An 18130-nucleotide genomic window follows, 5' to 3' on the forward strand; every position below is an offset into this window, starting at 1 on the left:
TTCATTGCCCCGCGACGCTCGGAGCCCCCGCCGATTGTCTGGCCGGCGTTGCCAGATAGGGCCGTACGCTCTTGACCAGCATCGCCATCTCGTAGCCCAGGACCGCGGCGTCCGCCTCGCGCCCGGCGAGGACCGCCAGACAGGTGCCGGAGCCCGCGGTGGAGACGAAGAGAAGGGTGGAGTCGAGCTCGACCACGACCTGGCGCACCTCTCCCCCGTCACCGAAGCGTGCTCCGGCGCTGCGGCCGAGGGAGTACAGGCCGGAGGCGAGGGCTGCCATGTGGTCGGCGCTGTCGGGGTCCAGGCCGTGTACGGATTTCACCAGCCCGTCGGAGGAGAGCAGTACCGCGTTCCGGGTGTAGGGCACCCGCTGGACCAAGCCGCTGAGCAGCCAGTCGAGGTCCGAGGCATGGCCGTTCGGCACATCGCTCGCCATGGTGCATCTACTCCTTGGAAGTGTTGTCGTGGCGCCCTGGCCCCGGTGGTGGGGCGTCCGCGCGGGACTGGGACTCGGCCAGTCCGATTCCGCGCTGGAAAGCCGCCATCAGACCGGGGTCGTGGAGGGCGTGGTCGTCCTTGCGCGGTGACGGGGCGTCGCGCAGTTGCGGGACGAGGTGTTCCTGACTGCGTCGTTTGGGCAGTTGGGGCCGGCCCATGGTGCCGCGCACCACCTGTTCGGAGGGCGCTCCCGCGGCCGGGCGCGGCGCCTCGTCGGCCGGATGCCCCGCGGATGCCGCGTGGTCGGGGCCGGGGTGGTGCCCACCGGAGTGGCCGGCGCCGGTGTGGTGGCCGCTCGCACGGCTGACGCCCGGAACGGCCGCGGCCGGGTTGGGCCGGTCCGCATGCTCGCCCCGTACGGGCAGGGGGCCTCCGGTGAGCGTGGCGTGCGCCGGCTCCCGCTGCGGGTGCCGCTGCTGCTGGTGCGGAAGCTGCGGCGGGGAGTGCGGCTGCTGAGGAATCGGGGCCCTGGTCGCGGTCGCCCGGGTGGCGGTCGTCTGCCCGGCCGGGCTGCCCGACGTGCCGGCCGCCGCGGCGGTGACGGGCTGCTCCAGCCCGTCGGGCTCGGAGCCGAGGAGCCCTTGCGGCAGTACGAGGATGGCCTGGACGCCGCCGTAGATGTTGGCCTGGAGCCGGACGGCGATGCCGTGTCTGCGGGCCAGCGCCGAGACGACGAACAGCCCGATCCGTCCGTCCTGGAGGAGATGGGCGACATTGACCTGATCGGGGTCGGCGAGCAGCGCGTTCATCTTGTTCTGCTCGCCCGTGGGCATGCCGAGCCCCCGGTCCTCGACCTCGACGGCGAGTCCGGCCGTGACGAGCTGGGCACGCATCAGCACCTGAGTGTGCGGAGCGGAGAACAACGTGGCGTTCTCGACGAGTTCGGCGAGGAGATGGATCACGTCGGCGACGGCGTGGCCTCGCAGTGTGCCGTCGATCGGCGGCACCAGCTTGACCCTGGGGTACTGCTCCACCTCGGCGATGGCCGAGCGCAGCACCTCGGTCATGGTGACCGGGTTGGACCACTGCCGCCGGGAGATGGCTCCACCAAGGACGGCGAGGTTCTCCGCGTGCCTGCGGATGCGGGTGGCGAGGTGGTCGACATGGAAGAGCCCCTTGAGCAGCTCGGGGTCCTCCACCTCGTTCTCCAGCTCGTCGAGCAGTTGGATCTCGCGATGGACCAGCGACTGCAGACGCCGGGCCAGGTTGACGAAGACTTCGACCTTCTGTTCATTGCCGACGCTGCTGGAGAGGCGGGAGGCCTGCACCACCGCCGCGACCGCCGCGTCGTGCGAACGTCCCAGTTCCTGGGTGAGCAGGTCGAATTCGTCGCCGCCCGATGTCGGGGGGAGCGGGGCGCGCCGGGCGGGCGGTCCCTCACCCCGGCGGAGCTGTTCGACGACGGTGCGCAGGTCGGCCTGTCCTCGCGCGGTGGAGCGGCGCAGGGCCGCACAGCGGTCGGCCACCGCCCGTGCCGCGCGGTCCGCGCCCATCGCCGCCGCCGCGACGGCGGCGATGGAGATCACTGCTGATCCCGTGAGCACGGCCCACAGCTCGGCGGTCGGCCGGGGCGCGACGGCGCGGATCGTGAAGAGCACCGCTGTGGTTCCGCTGAGGGCGGCGGCGACCGCCGGCAGCACCGCGGTGCGCAGAAGTTGAGGGCGTATACGGGCTTCGGGTGACGACGGCGTGGTCTGTGACCTTCCCGCTGACGGCAGAGAGCGGGCGCCTGGCCGGCCGTGGCGCCCGCCCTCACGGCGGTCCGGCCGCGCGGCGGGTGCGCGTAGTTGAGACATCAGCGTCCTTGGTACGTGGGGCCCCAGGTTCGGCGTGGTGCAGTTGGTCGGTTCGGCTCATCGGGAGACTCCGGATACGCAATATGAGCCCACCGTTGATCACCGGGCACACACGGTAGTCGCCAAGCGCGCAGGTGCGACGGGCAGTTGACAAACTTGCCCGTCATTCGTCCCGCTCTGGTATGAGGGTTCGCACGGCAGCGCGAAAAAGACGTCCGCCCCCTGTTGACGCGCGAAGGCCGCGGGGACCGCGCCAACTACACCGACATCGCCCACTTCATGGCCGGACTGCCCCTGCATGAGGCCCCTCATCAGGCGCACGTTGGATCAACGGAGAAGAAGCCGTCCGCGAGCGGTGGCGGAGCCGTGTCACCGCACGGCGCGACCGCACTCCTCGTTACTGGCTGGCTGAGGTCGCCGAGACCATCGACAACCGGGACACCGCCACGAATCGGTTGGATCTGTAGCCGCGTTCGCAATGCAAGGCGATGCCGGTGGCGGGGGCTCCAGAGTCAGGCGCGGGATCGCCTGCGCCGGATGATGAGCAGCGCGCCGGCGACTGCGGCGAGGGTCGCGCCGCTGGCTGCGGTCCATGTCACCAGCTTCGTACTGGAGTTCGCGCCCGCGAGGGCCGGTTTTCCGGCCGTGCAGGAGCGGCGGGTCGATTCGTCGGCGGGGGCGACGCGGTAGCGCGCCCAGACTTCCTGCTTTGTGTCAGGCGCGTCCTCGTCCTGCTCGTAGACGGGGTAGAGGCCGGGTTTGGCGTCGCATTTGATGGTCACGGTTGCCCACTCCTCGGATTTGCGCTCATGCATGACGGGCCGGTCGGCAAAGGCCGGGGAGACGAGGGGCCCGTCGAAGGAATGGAGGGTGCTGTGGGCCTCGACCTTGCTGCCGGCCGGGAAGACCCTTACGTCCCAGTCGGTCGCGGGCCAATCGGTCTCCTTGGGCCACTGTTCTTCCTTCGAGTCGGGCGGCAGGTTCTTCAGCTTGCTGCGGCAGGTACTCGCGGTCGCGGCGTCGGCTTTCTCCACCCGCACCTGGGTGAACAGCGGGCCGTGATTACTGTCCCGTGCCCCGGCCGGGGGCAGGATCTCCACCTTCTGAACGCCGGGCTTCGCGTCGCATTTGATGGCGACGGTCGCGGTCAGGAGCGGGGCATGTATCCGCAGGACGCCGTCGGTGAGGAAGGCCAGCGAGGTGACGACATCTCTGTTGTGCCGCAGCCCGTCGGGCAGCTTCCCGTCGGGCAGGGTCGCGGTGAGGATGTCGCCGGGTCTGACGGGGAGGACTTTCCCTGGGGCGTAGGGAAGCGTCCCGTCTGCGGCCGCCGGACCGGCCGTGCCCACTGTGCACCCGAGGGAGAGCACGGTGGCGACGACTGCACGCGAAATGCCCATGATAGCCCTCTACATCCGCTCTATCATCGAACTGGTGTGTGATTATTGTCCAGTTGGAGGGGCGGGTCCCCCGTTACTAGAGGACAGTTCATTGCGCTCCTGTTGGTTGCCTGCGCTCGCGCTCGTCCTGTGCGCCGGTGCACTGGGCACCGGTCCTGCCGCCGCAGCGACCCCCGCCCCCACGCCAGCCACGTCCGCAGCATCGGCTTCGCCACCGGCCCCCGATTCCCCCACCCCCACGCCGCCGCCGTCCACCGCGGCGACATCGTCAGCGCCTCCTGCCGAACCCTCCCCCACGCCGTCGGCTGCGCCAGCTCGGCTGGACCAGGAGCCCGATACCGCAGCGAGTTCGTCCCTGAGCGAGGAGGAGGAGTACTGGACGGCCGAAAGGATGGCCGAGGCCGTGCCGGTCGACGCTCAACGGGGCGAAGGGCCCCGAAGGGCCTCCGCCCGGTCCAAGCGCGCTGCGTCCTCGTCAGGTGTCAAACAGGGAGAGCATTTCGGCGGGCTGCCGTTGGTGGGCACCTTCTTCTACAAAGGCCGGGAACTGGGAGGCAAATTGACGTACTGCACGGGCAGCGTTGTCCATAGCAGCACCCGTGACCTGGTCCTGACCGCAGTGGCACTGCGCCGTGAGCCTGAAGGTTGCAATACGAGCGCCCCCAGCACAGCTGCTGGGGGCGCTCTGTCCGAACGGCAGCAAAAAACAGAAACAACCCGTCGCCGTCCCCGATGACGCGCCGCTCGTCTTCGGCTCCGAGCGGCACGGGATCCCGCGTGAGCTGCGGGGCCGGGCGACCAGGCTGCTGTCGCTTCCCGTGACTTCACCGCATTCTCACCGAGGTCCGCATGAACGCCCGCCACGCGACCACGCTCCTACGGGCCCTCCTCGTGCTGACCGCCGCCAAGATCCAGCGTTGACGGTGATCACCTGCTACCGATCACACCCAGGACCGGCACGAGGACCCCAGCCCTCGCCCACGCCAGCCCCATGACCAGCGAATTCAGGTTGAACAACCCTCAATGGCGTTTGCTTCTGCGGCTATTTCTAGATTTGAGTAAGATCTGAGCCGGAAGTGTGGCCTCCGACACGAGACTTGGTGTCGGCCGGTGATCACATGGTCGATGACCACTGAGGACGCCAACGGCCCTGCACACATGCAGGGTTGGGGGAACCGGCGTCCGACCATTGCCATACGTGGAGTTACACACATGACCAGAGGTGCAACCACGCCTCGAAGCGCGTTCACTGGCACCAGCGCCGTGATCGTCGCGGCTGGCTCCCCTGTTCATCACCGCCGCCGGCGCTCAGGCGACACCTCAGCCGGCGTCGTCGCAGCCCGCCGCCAGTACTGTGCTGAGTGTCAACGGAGATGCCGATTTCTCGCCGGAGGAGCAGCAGAGTGCCAAGGCAATCGCGCAGGGTATAGCCAAACTCGGCCTGACCGAGGAGCAGTTCGCCGCCGCGTTCGATGCGGCGCTCAACCGCGAAGTTGATCCGGCAGGCCTGCACGACCGCCTGGCGGCACTGCCCGACAAGCCCACCGCGCAGCAGACGGCGCAGGCGGCTTTCCCCGACGACGGCGCGGCCCAGGCGGCGCTTCTGCCTGTTCTGGCCAATGAGGAAGCGCGTGCTTCCGCTCTCGTGCTGCTTGCCGGGAGTACGGCGGAGAAGGCGCCGCGAGTCGCGTTCGGATGGTGGGACAAGACCAAGTTCATCGTCAAGTGCAGCGCGGCCATCGCGGCCGTCCTGATCTCCTTCGCGCCTGCCGGGTCCAGTATCAAGGTCGTCCGGGCTGTGGCGCTGTTCAGAGGTACGGGGCGAAGAAGACCGCCAGCATCATCTGGCGTTTCGTCAACGGCAAGAGGGTCGGCTCGGCCGAGCGCGAGGCAGTGAAGGCCTTCATCGGAATCAGCGCCATATCCAGCGCCTGCAAGAAGTGAGGCTGATGCAATGACCGTCGAGCAGATTGCCGTGGTGGCCTTGGCGGTCGAGGTGGCCGTCATGGTTCTCGCCCGCGTCGGCACCGAACGGCGTCACTGGATCCATTTCAAGAAGCGCGGGCGCGCTCCGCAGAGCCGGGACGACGTGACGCGTGTGTCCGCGGTGCTGTACGCGGTCGCGGCCGTCGCCATGGCGGCCGCGACTGCAGGCACCCGGGTGGAGCTGACGCTGTCGGCGGTAGGGACGTTCGCCTTCTTCGGCGTCCTGATCCCTGCTTTTGCTGCCAACTCCGTCATGGTGCTGGCCTCCCGGGGCCAGATGAACAACGCCACCGGATGGCACCGGGGGCTCGCCTTCACGGTGGCCGCGGCAGGAGGAGTCGTGTCGGTCGGCCTCCTCTGACCCACACGCCGGCACAGAAGGTCCTGCGAGCAGGTTCCACCGTGACGGGTGGCACTCGTCAAGGGACAGGCAATGAGCGTGAAGGGCCGGAACTTCCCGGTCCCTCACGTCACGACATCTTCCGCGATGAGGCCGACGCCAGACGGCGCGCCCTCCACGAGGCAAGCCAGGCCGAACGAGGGCGGCAACGCCCCATGTGAGCCACCTTGCTGGCACGGCAATCGACGGCGTTGGCCCCCTACCGCAAGCGCGCTCACCTGCCAACGCCCCTCGCCCGGGGCCGTCTGCGGCCTGGCCGTAGCCATGGCTGCGGTCCATCACCCGCCACAGCCCCGACGACCCCGGACGGATAGGTGACGACGGTCCGGGTAACCAGCCCACCTGTGGTTTCACCAGGGCGATACGCGAGTCGATTTCCGTTTCGTCGTTGCGATTGGGCAAGTGAGCCGGTCGTGGACTCAGCGGCTAAGACTTGTCCGGGCGATCAAGTTGCTGGTTAGGGTGCGAGCCTGTCCAAGACGAGCGTGAGCAACGAGACCAGCAGCCTGCTCTGCCTGTGGGTTGAGCCGTGGGAACGGATCACTGGATGTGTCCTGGTGAGGAGTTCACCGTGGTGACCGGGAAGGAGCCGGAGGAGTCGCCGTTCAACGTGGTCGTGCATGAGCAAGGCATCACGGTGTGGGTGAACTCGGGTAACGATGCCGAGGTCTTCGACAAGAACGGTGTCCCGGTGCCGTGTGGGCACCAGCGGCCGGCCGAGGATGGTCTGTGAACTGCGGGACGCGTGTGGCCGCCCGTCCCACCGCCCGTGGCGATCAGTGTGCGGCGATGAGGACCAGGCGCAGGTGGGACCATCCCCGCGGGTGCGGGGAGCAGCAACCCGGCCGCGCCTCACTCGTACGGAACGTGACAACCCTGTTGGAGTCCGAAGACGCCAGGCGCCTTCGGCAAGCCGACCGCAAGCCCGAACTCGCCGACGCCCTCGCCTTCCTGGGGGCCGGTACTCCACAGCTGCTCGGCTACGCCGACGCGCGCAATCCGGAGTCCGCACACGAGGAGCCCCGTCTCGTCGAAGCGCCGCTCGACGAGGCCGTCGGCCGGCTCGTAGCCCACATCCGCGCGTTCAAACCCGACCTGCGCCACCGCACTCCACTTCGGCGTCGAACGGCCCGTAACGCACTATGTGAAGCGACGCACCCGCGCAATGCCAAGGGCCACCACCGACACCCCGGCCAGCCACCCGGCGCGGCTCTGACGGATGCCGTGCACGGATGCAGTGCACGGATGCAGTGCACGGATGCAGTGCACGGCATAGGCCGGGTGTTGGCCAGGTGTGGCTGAGCTGCTGCCGCAGCGCATTCACGACGTGTATGGCGAGCTTGTTCACCTGGCGTAACCACCCGTACAGACCGATTGCCGGGCTGAGGCCGACGGGAAAGGCTTTCTCGGCCGAGTGCCTCATCGCGCGGGACACCCGCGCGATGGCTCGTCCCCTGGCTGATCGGAGATCGGGTGATGGTACGGAGGAAACCCCGCAGGCGGCACGCCGCCCGCGTCGCTTCGACGGCTGCGGCGGCGTTGCTTGTGGTGGCCGGGCCGAGCGCGACGGAGTCCTCCGCAGCGCCCGCCGCATCCGGCACCTACGCCGCACCCGAGACAGGTACCGCACCCGCCGCACCCGAGGCAGACACACCCTCCTACCTGCGGCGGGACACCGAGGCGGTGCACCGGGCGGGGGCGGTCGGGGTTCTGGCGGATCTACGGGACGGGGACAGACGCGCACGGGCCCGTGCCGGAGTGGCGGAGCTGGGCACTGACCGGCCGGTGGCGTGGCACTCCTCGATCCGGGTCGGCAGTGCGACCAAGGCGTTCACCGCGACAGTGGCGCTGCAACTGGTGGGCGAGGGACTGCTCTCCCTGGACGACACCGTCGAGCGCTGGCTGCCCGGCCTGGTCACCGGCAACGGCAACGACGGCCGCGCCATCACCATCCGCCACCTCCTCCAGCACACCAGCGGACTCCCTACCGTCTCCGACCTGCCGGGCTGGGAGAACGCGGAGCAGTTCGAGAAGCACCGCTACGACGCGCACGACCCCCGGTACGTGGTGAAGCTGGCCATGCGGCACCCGCCCAGCAGCGTCCCCGGCGCCCGGTGGGAGTACTCCAACACCAACTACACGCTGGCCGGACTGGTCATCGAAGCAGTGACGGGACGCTCCTGGGATCACGAGGTCACTTCGCGCATCATCGTCCCGCTGGAGCTGACCGGTACCTTCGTCCCTGGTCACCGCCCCTATCTGCCGCTACCGCACCCGCACACGTACTACCAATTCGCCGAGGGTGAGCCGTGGTTCGACACCACGGTGCTCAATATGAAGGACGCGGACGCCGAGGGCTCCATGGTGAGCACCACGGAGGATCTGGGCCGGTTCCACACAGCGCTGATCGGCGGCAAGCTGCTGAAGCGAGCCGAGCTCGCCGAGATGATGAAGACCGTCCCGGTACCCGAGTTCACGCGGTGGGGGATGCGCTACGGCCTCGGCCTGATGTGGTTCGACCTCAGCTGTGGAGGTGGCTACTGGACGCACTGGGGGGACACCCTCGGCGCCTCCACCCGTGGCGGGATCACCCCGGACGGAAAGCGCGGCATCGTGGTCTCCACCAGCGGAAACGGTGATCACTTGAAGATCCCGATGGAAGACGACGCGCTGCATCCCCTGGTGGACAACGCACTGTGCCGAGGGCTGTCGTGAACCTCAGCAGACGGACCGTCGTCACCGCCTTCGGCCTCACCGCTGTCTCCAGCGCTCTCCCGGTCACCACCTCCGCCGCGGCGGACAGTTGCCCGGCGGATGGTGGGCTCCAGGCAGATGTGGACGCGGTAGCCGCTACCGGTCCCGTGGGGGTGCTCGCGCGCGTCACGACCCCGCACGGCACCCACACCGCCCGAGCCGGAACGGCCGTGCTGGGCACCGCCCTGCCAGTGCCCTGGCAGTCGCAGATGCGGATCGGCAGTACGACCAAGGCGTTCACCGCGACAGTGGCGCTGCAACTGGTGGGCGAGGGACTGCTCTCCCTGGACGACACCGTCGAGCGCTGGCTGCCCGGCCTCATCACCGGCAACGGCAACGACGGCCGCGCCATCACCATCCGCCACCTCCTCCAGCACACCAGCGGACTGTACGACTACCCCGCGGACGCGGCCGGAGTGCCTCAGCTGCGTACGGCGGAGGCGTTCCGTACGAACCGGTTCCGGACGTATTCCGCGGCGGAACTCATCGCCATCGCGCTGCGTCATCCGCCGGACTTCCCACCCGGCACCGCGTTCAACTACTCCACCACCGGCTACCAGGTGATCAGTTTGATCATCGAGAAGGTGACCGGCGAAAGCTGGGAACAGCACGTCACCCGGCGCATCATCCGGCCCCATGGCCTGCGTGGCACGACCGCTCCCGGTACCGACCCGCTGATCCACGGCCCGCACCCAAGCGGCTACCGCCCCTTCCCCGACGAGCCGCGCCTGGTCGATGTCACCGTCTGCAACCAGACGCTCGGCGGTGCGGGCGGTGCGCTGGTCGGCACACTCGCCGATGTGAACAGCTTCTTCGCTGCGTTGCAGCGCGGCGATCTGCTGCGCCCGGCCGAACAGGCCGAGATGCACCGGACCGTGCCGACAGCCGGAGACGTCGCGGAAGCATGGCCGGGCTCCCGATACGGCCTTGGCCTGATGTGGACGCCCTCCCCGGACGGCGGGTACTGGGGTCACCACGGTGACACCTTCGGCTTCCACACCCGTGCCGCGACCACCCCCGACGGGCGGCGCGGCTTCACCCTGGTATGGACCGGCCCCGGCGACGAGGCGACCGACGCCGCGGCCAACACCCTGGCCACACACGCGCTCACGGCCGAACGCAGCGGTGGACCGGAACGCGGCTAAATGTAGTTCAGGAACTCAGGTGGTCCCCGCACTCGCGGGGATGGTCCCGGGTTCGGACGATCGGGTGGCGATGCGCTGATGGCAACCTTGAGTGGCTGTGGGCAGTCCAGCGCCTTCTGCTCGACCGGCAGAGGCTGACGTGCACCGAGAACACCAGATCGGTGGCAGCGCGCCTTCCACCACTCCGTCCGCGGGAGACGCACACAAGCGGTCCGCGGGAGACGTACGCAAGCGCTCGATCAAGCGCGTCACCTCCGCGGTGAGGGAGGGAGCCACGGCCGTGCGACTGGTACACGAGTACCTGGACACCTGAGCCGACCCGACCCGGATCCCGCGGGATCATCAGCCGCCGACACCGCTGTCCGACCCGCAACGGGGGCCGGTCCGCCAGACGCCCCGGACCTTGACCGGTCCGGGGCGTATCTGTGTCCAGTGTTTCCCACCGCGTCGCCAGGAACGCGGGCCTCGGCGCGCGGTGCCACCAGCGCCTCGACTGCCTGCGCAACACGCAGAACAGCAGGTGGATCCGATGAGCCGGCCAGCTCGCCATGACCGCGCCCCTCCCTTCACCCGGAGACCAGATGAATGGTGAAAACTGAGTTCACAGGAAAAATTCTGTGAACCCATGGAACCAGCGTGCTGCTGTGTGCGTGATTCAAGGCATAGAAGGTAGTTGACCGCTGCCGTCGATACGCACAGCACGTCCCCATACACAGGAGGCTTCATGTCAGCCCTCAACGCACAGCCGCCGCGTCGGAATCACGGGCACGCAGGGTGGGGAGCCCGTCGGCTCGGATCGGGTCTCGCCGCCTGCGCCCTCTCGCTCGCCCTCGCGGCGACCGCGACGGCCTGCCAGAACAAATCCGGTGTGAACGCACCGACTTCGGGCAGCAAGGCGGAGCAGGTTCCGGCCGGCAAGAAGGGCTTCGGCGATCAGGGCGTCACGGACCCCACACCTCAGACCGTAGAGGCCAAACCGGTCGCCACGCCCTACAGCGGCAGCAAGTTCGGTGGCGCCGTGGGCAGGCTGTTCAGCGACCTTCCCAAGGGGGAGACCGAGGGTTGCACCGCCACAGTGGTGAAGGATCCGGCGCACCCGGGCAAGTCGAACCTCGTCTGGACGGCGGGGCATTGCGTCCACGAGGGCAAGGGAGGAACCTGGCGCCCCAACATAATGTTCTTGCCCGCGTTCAACGACAACGGACTTCCGGTCAGCCGCATCAAGGACGCGGCGCCGGAGGACCTCCTGCCGTTCGGAAGCTGGAAGGCAGACGATGTCTCGACATCCTCCCAGTGGATCTCCGAGGGGAGCACCGGGGAGTCGGGCGATGGCATGCCCTACGACTTCGCCATTGTGCATGTGACGGGCGCCGAGGGATCCAAGTCCCTTGAGGAGACGGTCGGTTCGGCGGTGCCCATCGACTTCGACGCTCCTCGGATGAAGGGCATCGGGAAGGTGGCCGTGCCGGGATACCCCGATGCCAAGCCGTTCAACGGCGTCACGATGCTCTCATGTGAGGACCGGCCAACGCGCCTGACCATGAAGGCCGGCCAGCCGACGCTGTACCGCATCGGCTGCACGATGACGAAGGGTGCGTCGGGCGGCGGCTGGTTCATGGAGGGCGCGGACGGCAATCCCGTGCTGGTGTCGAATAGCTGCTATGGCCACTTCAAGGGGGCGCGATGGCTGGCGGGACCGCACCTCGGCCCCGAGGCGAAGGCCCTCTTCAACACCATGAGCAAGAAGCACGCCGACGCATAGGCCCGGTGGGGCGAACCGGTCGTCGTCGACCGGCCCGAGGCCCGCATGGCGTCGAGCTCTCGGTCCAGGAGGTGGCGGATTCTAGGGATCGTTGCAACACGTGGTCGGTTTGATCAGGCCGCGAGCAGTTTATGCAGGCGCTCGGCTGGGGTGTCCCAGCCGAGCGTTTTGCGTGGGCGGCCGTTGAGTTCGGCGGCGACGGCGTCGAGGTGCTGGCGGGTGTGGACGGACAGGTCGGTGCCTTTGGGGAAGTACTGGCGGAGCAGGCCGTTGACGCTTCTATGTCAAGCGGCGAGCTGGTGTTGGGTGATGTGGTGCTGCCAGGTAGCTCGATCTTGAATCATGGCGCGGTGGATGACATCGATCAGATGGCGTTTGAGGATGCGTCGGGCTCCGCGGGCTCCCTTGGTCGGCTCGTGGCGGGCCAGGAGTGCTCGCGCGCCCGCATGGAATCGCTGCTGGACGATGGACGTCGTGTAGAGCACGCTGTTGAGCCGCCGGTTGCCGCCTCGGTGCAGTCGGTAGCGTTCCTTGTCGGAGGAGTAGACCGGGATCGGTGCGGTCCCGGTGTAGCGGGCGAGCTTTGCTGAGCTGGTGAAACGGGTGATGTCACCGATCTCGGCAAGGAGGACCGCTGCGGAGACGTGGCTGATCCCTGTTATCTCCAGGAGCGCGGGTGCCAGCGGGGTGACCAATTCCCGGATCGTGGTTTCGAGTCCCCGGACACGTTTGTTCAGCCCGTCTCTCTCCGTGATCATCTCGATCAGCACCCGGCGGACGTGCCAGCTCATGTCCGTGGTGTCCACCAGCGCCGTCAGCAAGGTCATGCCAGGCCGGCGGGTGAGGTCGCCCGGGGTGTGGTCGAGCCAGAGGTGCGTGTATGCCTTGATCTGGTGGATCACCATGGTGCGGCGTCGGACGAGGTCGGCCCGTGAGTCGACCAGAACGCGCAGCTCGCGCACGCGGTCATCGATGCGGTGACGGTCAAGGCCGGGTGTGGCGATAGCGGCGTGGGCGACCGCGGCAGCGTCGACGGGGTCGGACTTCGAGCCGGTGGCGGCGTGCAGTTTGCGGTGGGCGGCCATCAGCCGGGTGGGGACCCAGACCACCTCGTGGCCGGTCAGCAGCAGGCCGTCGGCCAGGCGGCGGGCGAAGCCACGGCCGTCCTCGATGGCCCAGGTGACGGGGGTGCCGTCGGCGATCGTGCGGATCCACTTGAGCAGGACGCCGATCAGGTTCGCGTCGTACTTGACGGTCAACGGCCTGGTCAGCCGCCTGCCGTCAGCATCGACGGCCACTGCGACGTGGACGTGCTTGTGCGGGTCGATCCCCACTGTCACCATCGAGTTGTCCTCTTGTCTGCTGTCGCGGATGACGGGACAGATGCGAGGGCCCTGGCCAGGGGACAGACCTATTGCGAGTTGACGGCTCAGCAGGCTTCTATCAAGTCACTCCCGGCCAGGACTCTCGCCCTGTGGACCGCCGTGGACATCTCAACGGAAAGCCTTTCGGCACGTGTTCTCCGAGTCACCCGACGGTCCCGCCGAACCTCTCCCGTCGAAGAAGTCCGGCCCGCCAAGGCTGCACCAATAGGTGTTCTCGTTGGAGCCGCGCTGCCACGGACTGCGCGGGGTCGCAGAAGTAGACCGGGATGTCGGTGGTTACGGTGAAGGATCCGTGGGCGGCCATCTCCGCGCCCTGGTCCCAGGTCAGGGACCGCACCAGAGGTGTGGGCAGCGTCTTCACCGTTGCCACCAGGGCGTCGCGGACGTGTTCGGCGCTGCGGCCGTCGGGCAGGTGCAGCAGCATCACGTAGCGGGTGGCGCGTTCGACCAGGGTGCCGATGGCGGAGCCGTTGTCCTTGCCGATGATCAGGTCGCCTTCCCAGTGGCCGGGCACGGCCCGGTCCTCAGCCTCGGCTGGACGTTCGCTGATCATGACCATCGGGGTGGAGAAACGGGGCTGACGCTGCTGTGCCTGACGGCGGGGCCGCCGTGTGGCCCGCCCCGACCGCAGGGCGCGGGCCAGTTCGCGCCGCAGTTCACCGCGGCCTTGGACGTAGAGCGCCTGGTAGACCATTTCGTGGGCCACGTGCATCTCCGGCCGGTCGGGGAAGTGTCCGCAGAGTCTGGCAGATCTGCTCGGGGCTCCATCGCCGGTCCAGGTGGTGCTGGATGAAGTTCCACAGTTGCGGGGTCCGGCTGATCATCCCCGGCTTGGGGCGGGGCCGGCGGGCGTCGGCGCGGGCCTGGGCGGCGTACGGCCGGTAATGGCCGCTGGCCGGGTGCCGGTTGCGGCGGATCTCCCGGCTGACCGTGGAGGGGCTGCGGCCCAGCTCGGCCGCGATCGCCCGGACTGTGGCCTTCTCCCGCAGCCGGTCGGCGATGTGAATGCGGTCGGACTCGCGCAGATAGCGAGAAGGGCCGGGCGGAGGCGCCACCGTGGTGATCGGTGGCGCCCCGGCATCTCTGCCGGACGGGGCGCGGCCGTTGCGCCACCGCTTCCCCGTCCGGGCGTTAATGCCGACGATCCGGCATGCCTCCGCATTGCTCACGCCTTGCTGCATGAGCTGAAGGTAGAGGCGCCTTTCCTCGGACAAGGGACGGCGCCCCTGATTGACGGACCGGTCCCGGATCTTGAAATCCATCGCATCCCCTGAGCTGGGGTGTTGCGAGGACCACTAGAACTCAAGCCAACTCGGTCAGGGGCCGTTCACCTGAGCGTGGTCCGCTATCGACGAAAAACTGATGCGCGCCCTCGTCTCCGTCCAGACCGTGACCGGGGCAAGCAAGCGGGTCGACGTCCGGGCCGCAGTGACGGCCGGCTTCGACGTGCACTACAGCGGCTTCCCCACCACGGCACCGCACGACGGGGCCCGGCTCGCCGCGTACGAAGACATCCTCACCGCCGCCTACCTCTCCGGCGACGGAGCCCACTGGGGCATGATGGGCCCCGACCTGCTCGGGGCCGCCCTGGTCGCCGAAGTCGAACCCAGCGACCAGCAGTTCATTGCCCCACGGCCACATGCACCGCGCCGCCGACGCCGCAGCCCGACGGGAGGCCGAGGACCACGGCATCGCCGGTGAACGCGCCACATCCCAGGGCCCAGCGCGCCTTCACCCTCGCCTTCACCCTCGCCTTCACCGACCCCACCCACGCAGACGACGGAATCGACCTCGCCCACCAGCTCCTGACCGGCCTCACCCTGCGCGTGACCACCGCGAACATCCATGCGGCCGAACTCATCCGCGATGCCGGCACCACCCACGACATCGAAGACCGTGCCGAACAGCTGCGCACCGAGATCCGTCTCGCCGGTGTCACCGTCGCCGAGCCGATCCTCGAACTCGCCCTCGCCTTCCACCACTCCGTCCGCGAAGACCACGAGACGTCCGCACCGTCATTGCCAGGCTGCGGGAACTGACCCGGAGCAGTGGGCGGAGGCCGGTCGAACGTTCGAGGGATCAGACGGTCGGTGCGGCCTCCGGGCTGCCCGTGCCTGCGGTGGTGACGACCCAGCCCTGGGCGGGCGCGGTCGCCACCGCACGCCACCACAGCTCGGACGGAACGGCCTCGGCGGTCGGCTCGAAGGGCTCGCCAGGTCGCGGCAGCGCGACCCGCGCGCCTTCCACGGCCGCGGCGGCCACCGTGCCCTCACCGGGCTCGGCCCACGGATGCGGTGCGAGGTTGAAGGTCCCCCAGTGGATCGGCAGCATCACCCCGGAGGGCTCCCCGCCCTGGAGGTCCAGGTGGGCGCGCATGCCTTCGGCGAGCGTCATATGGATGTCGGGCAAGAACCACACGAGTTGCATACTGGAACGGTCGTACCTCCTATGGATGTTCGTCTACACCCACACGAAGTGCGTTGGTAACAGAGCGTCAACTATGAGGACTTGTCCAGGGCCACCCCTACTGTTCCGATTGATAGGAATCACAAGTGCATGACGTTGAGTGGTCCACTACTGAGCTGCGAGAACTGGAAGACTTGCGGAAGCGGGAGGCGTCCCTACCTGCCGATGCCCCCCGAGCCCTCCTCTCCATTCGACTGTCTGTCCTCACGGATGAGACAACCTCCCCTGCGCGGCAAGAACTGGACCTTCGCCGCTTCGCCCTCATGCGGGGCTGTCAAGTTGTCGGCGTTGCCCGAGACCTGAACGTGTCGGCAACCAAGGTTCCGCCGTGGAAGCGTCCCGAGCTCGGAGAGTGGATCAACAACCGCGCCCCAGAGTTCGACCAGATCCTCTTTTGGAAGTTGGACCGGTTCGTCCGCCGAATCTCAGACCTGCACCTCATGATCGAATGGTGCAAGGAATTCGGAAAGATCCTTGCGGCCGACAAAGACCCCATCGACCTTGACAGCGCCTATGGCGAAATGATGGTCACCATGATTGCGGGCATGGCTCGCATTGAGGCAGCCAACACAGGCGTTCGCCTTGAATCCCTGTGGAAGTACGCGCGTACAACCGAACGATGGGTGATCGGGAAGCCGATCTACGGATACAAGTCCATCGACACGCCTGAGGGGCGCAGGCTCGTCCACGACCCGAACAAGGTTCGTGTGCTCCGCTGGGTCTTCGGCATGCTCAAGCGCAAGCGATCGCTGCACAACATCACGAAGATACTAAACCGTGCCCAGCTACCCGCGGCTCACGGCGGTAAGTGGTATGCACGAAACCTTCAGTCGATCCTCAACAATCCCGCTCTCAAGGGTGTGCGCACCATCCGGCCCCCCAAGGCCAAGACGAAGGAGATCTCCCGCGTCGTCTACGACACGGAAGGCCAGCCGATGAGGGTTGCCCCAGCGATCTTCGAGGACGCCGAGTTCAACGAGATCCAAGACATGCTCAAACGCAATGCCAAACATGGGAGCAACAGGAGCAGGAACAAGAAGTCTATGTTCCTCAAGGTCGTCAAATGTGGTGTCTGTGGCGAGAACATGTACAAGCACACATCCAAGAAGAAACTCGCATCTGGCGAGACGCGCGTATATCACAGCCTGCGGTGCGCTTCCTACACGAAGACACCGTGCGGAGGTCCGTCCCACCCTGACTGTGACAGCATCTATGCGGCGCTCTCTGACACCGTGCTGGAACAGATCGGGGACTACGAGGTTGTACATCGCCAGTACAGCCGTGGTGCCGAGAACCTAGCCCGCGTCACAGAACTACAGGAGTCGATCAAGCATTACATGAGCGGCTTGGCTCCCAACGGCATGTACCACAACGCCGGGTTCATAACGAAGCAGGCTCAGGAGTCCCTTCAAAATCTCAATGCCGAACTGGCTACCATCGCCCCGGAGACAACCGAGGATCGTTGGGAGTACAAGTCAAAGGGTGTCACCTACCAGCAGCAATGGGCCGCGCGAGGAGTTGCCCAGATGGAGGAAGATCTACTCAGGGCAGGCATCACATTCGTTGTCCATGAAGATCGCGCGGAACTGTTGATCCCCGATGATGTAAGGAAACGCCTCGTGGTCAAAGAGGACTACTTCGCGAGGAAGCTCTAATAGCAAGGGCCCCGCCTACAGGCGGGGCCCTTCTCGTCTAGCGCTCAACAACCTTAACCAGGATGCGCTCTCCGGTCTCGCTGACTTTGTATACGTGAGCATTCAGACGGACTCAACCCGATCCCTCTCAGCGGGGTGAAAGGCAAGGTTCACCGGGTGCCCTCTCTGATCCTGACTGTCCATAAGGAAGTCGACGGCATGAATAGTCGCTATCTGATCGCCCGGCGTGATCGGGTCATCCTCGCAATAACGGGAGTCCCACTCGGCCTTACTCATCCAGCCGTCAGAGGACTCAGCGATTTGGTTGAAGAAGAACCGGCAATACGTGCTGTCCGGGGTCGTACGGTCGTAGAGGATTGTTCGCGTCAGGCCGTCGATGTCGGCCCATACCGCGGATCCATGAGTGCGAATCACACACCGCCCGGGCCCCAGCAGAACGAATCCACTGGGGCCCGGACAAAGGTTGGGCGATTCCCCTCGTTGGTCCTGCCGGCGGTCGCCTTGGGCTTGACAGAGCCCGGCTTGCCACTCTTGAACTGGACGATCGACTTACCGATGTCCAGGCCGTATTCAGCCTCAGCAGGAGACTCCGAGAGCATTCCTCGCATCATGTCTAGGGTCTGATCGGTCTGGTCGAGCGCAGTAGCACCGATCTGCACAACAGGCAGAGGGACGGACTTACCGACAGGCAGACCGAAGGCGTCGAAGTGAGAGAAACCTGCAAGGGCCTAGGAACTCAACGATCGCCAGAGCCGCGAGGAGGGGCGTCTTGCCCCATCCCTTTGCACGGCGGAGGGTTGCAGCGCTGAACTTCCAGGTTCCATCGGGACTGATGGCGTAGAACCACAACACGAACCGGAGCTGTTCCGGAGTGAACTGCCAA

At 67.1% G+C, this 18130-nt stretch carries 15 protein-coding genes and 3 pseudogenes; 10 read left to right on the forward strand and 8 right to left on the reverse strand.

Annotation, left to right across the window (positions count from 1 at the left end; genetic code table 11):
- Position 1 precedes the first annotated feature (1 nt).
- The 3 genes from OG293_RS04015 to OG293_RS04025 form a co-directional block, all read right to left on the reverse strand.
- Complete coding sequence (locus tag OG293_RS04015) at positions 2–436, reverse strand: roadblock/LC7 domain-containing protein (protein ID WP_405997368.1); 435 nt, start codon at positions 434–436, stop codon at positions 2–4.
- 7 nt (positions 437–443) lie between these two features.
- Positions 444–2294, reverse strand: a complete 1851-nt coding sequence (locus OG293_RS04020; protein ID WP_405997369.1) for an ATP-binding protein — start codon at positions 2292–2294, stop codon at positions 444–446.
- A gap of 512 nt (positions 2295–2806) precedes the next feature.
- Complete coding sequence (locus OG293_RS04025) at positions 2807–3694, reverse strand: hypothetical protein (RefSeq protein ID WP_405997370.1); 888 nt, start codon at positions 3692–3694, stop codon at positions 2807–2809.
- Positions 3695–5048: 1354 nt separating this feature from the next.
- On the opposite strand from OG293_RS04025, the gene OG293_RS04030 reads away from it, so the two are divergent.
- From OG293_RS04030 to OG293_RS04040, 3 genes are all read left to right on the forward strand, one after another.
- Positions 5049–5591: a hypothetical protein gene (locus tag OG293_RS04030; protein WP_405997371.1), complete on the forward strand. Its 543-nt coding sequence runs from the start codon at positions 5049–5051 to the stop codon at positions 5589–5591.
- A gap of 57 nt (positions 5592–5648) precedes the next feature.
- Positions 5649–6041: a hypothetical protein gene (locus OG293_RS04035; RefSeq protein WP_405997372.1), complete on the forward strand. Its 393-nt coding sequence runs from the start codon at positions 5649–5651 to the stop codon at positions 6039–6041.
- Between the two features lie 610 nt (positions 6042–6651).
- Positions 6652–6813 carry a hypothetical protein gene (locus OG293_RS04040; protein ID WP_405997373.1) on the forward strand — a complete coding sequence of 54 codons (162 nt, stop codon included), beginning with the start codon at positions 6652–6654 and terminating at the stop codon, positions 6811–6813.
- Between the two features lie 119 nt (positions 6814–6932).
- Here the strand turns inward: OG293_RS04040 and OG293_RS04045 are convergent, their stop codons facing one another.
- Entirely contained in the window at positions 6933–7184 is a 252-nt protein-coding gene (locus tag OG293_RS04045; RefSeq protein WP_405997374.1) for a hypothetical protein, read from the reverse strand.
- Positions 7185–7556: 372 nt separating this feature from the next.
- On the opposite strand from OG293_RS04045, the gene OG293_RS04050 reads away from it, so the two are divergent.
- From OG293_RS04050 to OG293_RS04065, 4 genes are all read left to right on the forward strand, one after another.
- Entirely contained in the window at positions 7557–8795 is a 1239-nt protein-coding gene (locus OG293_RS04050; protein WP_406003493.1) for a serine hydrolase domain-containing protein, read from the forward strand.
- The gene (locus OG293_RS04055) at positions 8792–9979 is read left to right on the forward strand and encodes a serine hydrolase domain-containing protein (RefSeq protein WP_405997375.1); all 1188 of its coding nucleotides are present in this window, start codon (positions 8792–8794) and stop codon (positions 9977–9979) included. The genes OG293_RS04050 and OG293_RS04055 overlap by 4 nt, the downstream gene beginning before the upstream one ends.
- Before the next feature lie 139 nt (positions 9980–10118).
- Positions 10119–10292 carry a hypothetical protein gene (locus tag OG293_RS04060; protein ID WP_405997376.1) on the forward strand — a complete coding sequence of 58 codons (174 nt, stop codon included), beginning with the start codon at positions 10119–10121 and terminating at the stop codon, positions 10290–10292.
- Positions 10293–10703: 411 nt separating this feature from the next.
- Positions 10704–11741: a trypsin-like serine peptidase gene (locus OG293_RS04065; protein WP_405997377.1), complete on the forward strand. Its 1038-nt coding sequence runs from the start codon at positions 10704–10706 to the stop codon at positions 11739–11741.
- 113 nt (positions 11742–11854) lie between these two features.
- On the opposite strand, the pseudogene OG293_RS04070 reads toward OG293_RS04065, so the two are convergent.
- The 3 genes and pseudogenes from OG293_RS04070 to OG293_RS04080 all read right to left on the reverse strand — a co-directional run.
- Positions 11855–12025 (reverse strand): annotated as a pseudogene (locus tag OG293_RS04070) (transposase); the annotation flags it as partial.
- Positions 12026–13084, reverse strand: a complete 1059-nt coding sequence (locus OG293_RS04075) for an IS110 family transposase (protein ID WP_405997378.1) — start codon at positions 13082–13084, stop codon at positions 12026–12028.
- Positions 13085–13333: 249 nt separating this feature from the next.
- Positions 13334–14388 (reverse strand): annotated as a pseudogene (locus OG293_RS04080) (IS30 family transposase); the annotation flags it as partial.
- Positions 14389–14488: 100 nt separating this feature from the next.
- On the opposite strand from OG293_RS04080, the gene OG293_RS04085 reads away from it, so the two are divergent.
- A complete protein-coding gene (locus tag OG293_RS04085) occupies positions 14489–14827 on the forward strand; it encodes a hypothetical protein (RefSeq protein WP_405997379.1) in 339 nt (112 codons plus the stop codon).
- A complete protein-coding gene (locus OG293_RS04090) occupies positions 14824–15165 on the forward strand; it encodes a hypothetical protein (RefSeq protein WP_405997380.1) in 342 nt (113 codons plus the stop codon). The genes OG293_RS04085 and OG293_RS04090 overlap by 4 nt, the downstream gene beginning before the upstream one ends.
- A 40-nt stretch (positions 15166–15205) precedes the next feature.
- Here OG293_RS04090 and OG293_RS04095 read toward each other — a convergent pair.
- A pseudogene (locus OG293_RS04095) lies at positions 15206–15538 on the reverse strand (MBL fold metallo-hydrolase); the annotation flags it as partial.
- A 140-nt stretch (positions 15539–15678) separates the two neighbouring features.
- Here OG293_RS04095 and OG293_RS04100 point away from each other — a divergent pair.
- Positions 15679–17247, forward strand: coding sequence for a recombinase family protein (locus OG293_RS04100; protein WP_405997381.1), 1569 nt, complete (start codon positions 15679–15681; stop codon positions 17245–17247).
- Positions 17248–18130: the final 883 nt, after the last annotated feature.

The sequence above is a fragment of the Streptomyces sp. NBC_00829 genome (assembly GCF_045161795.1).
GTDB lineage: Bacteria > Actinomycetota > Actinomycetes > Streptomycetales > Streptomycetaceae > Streptomyces.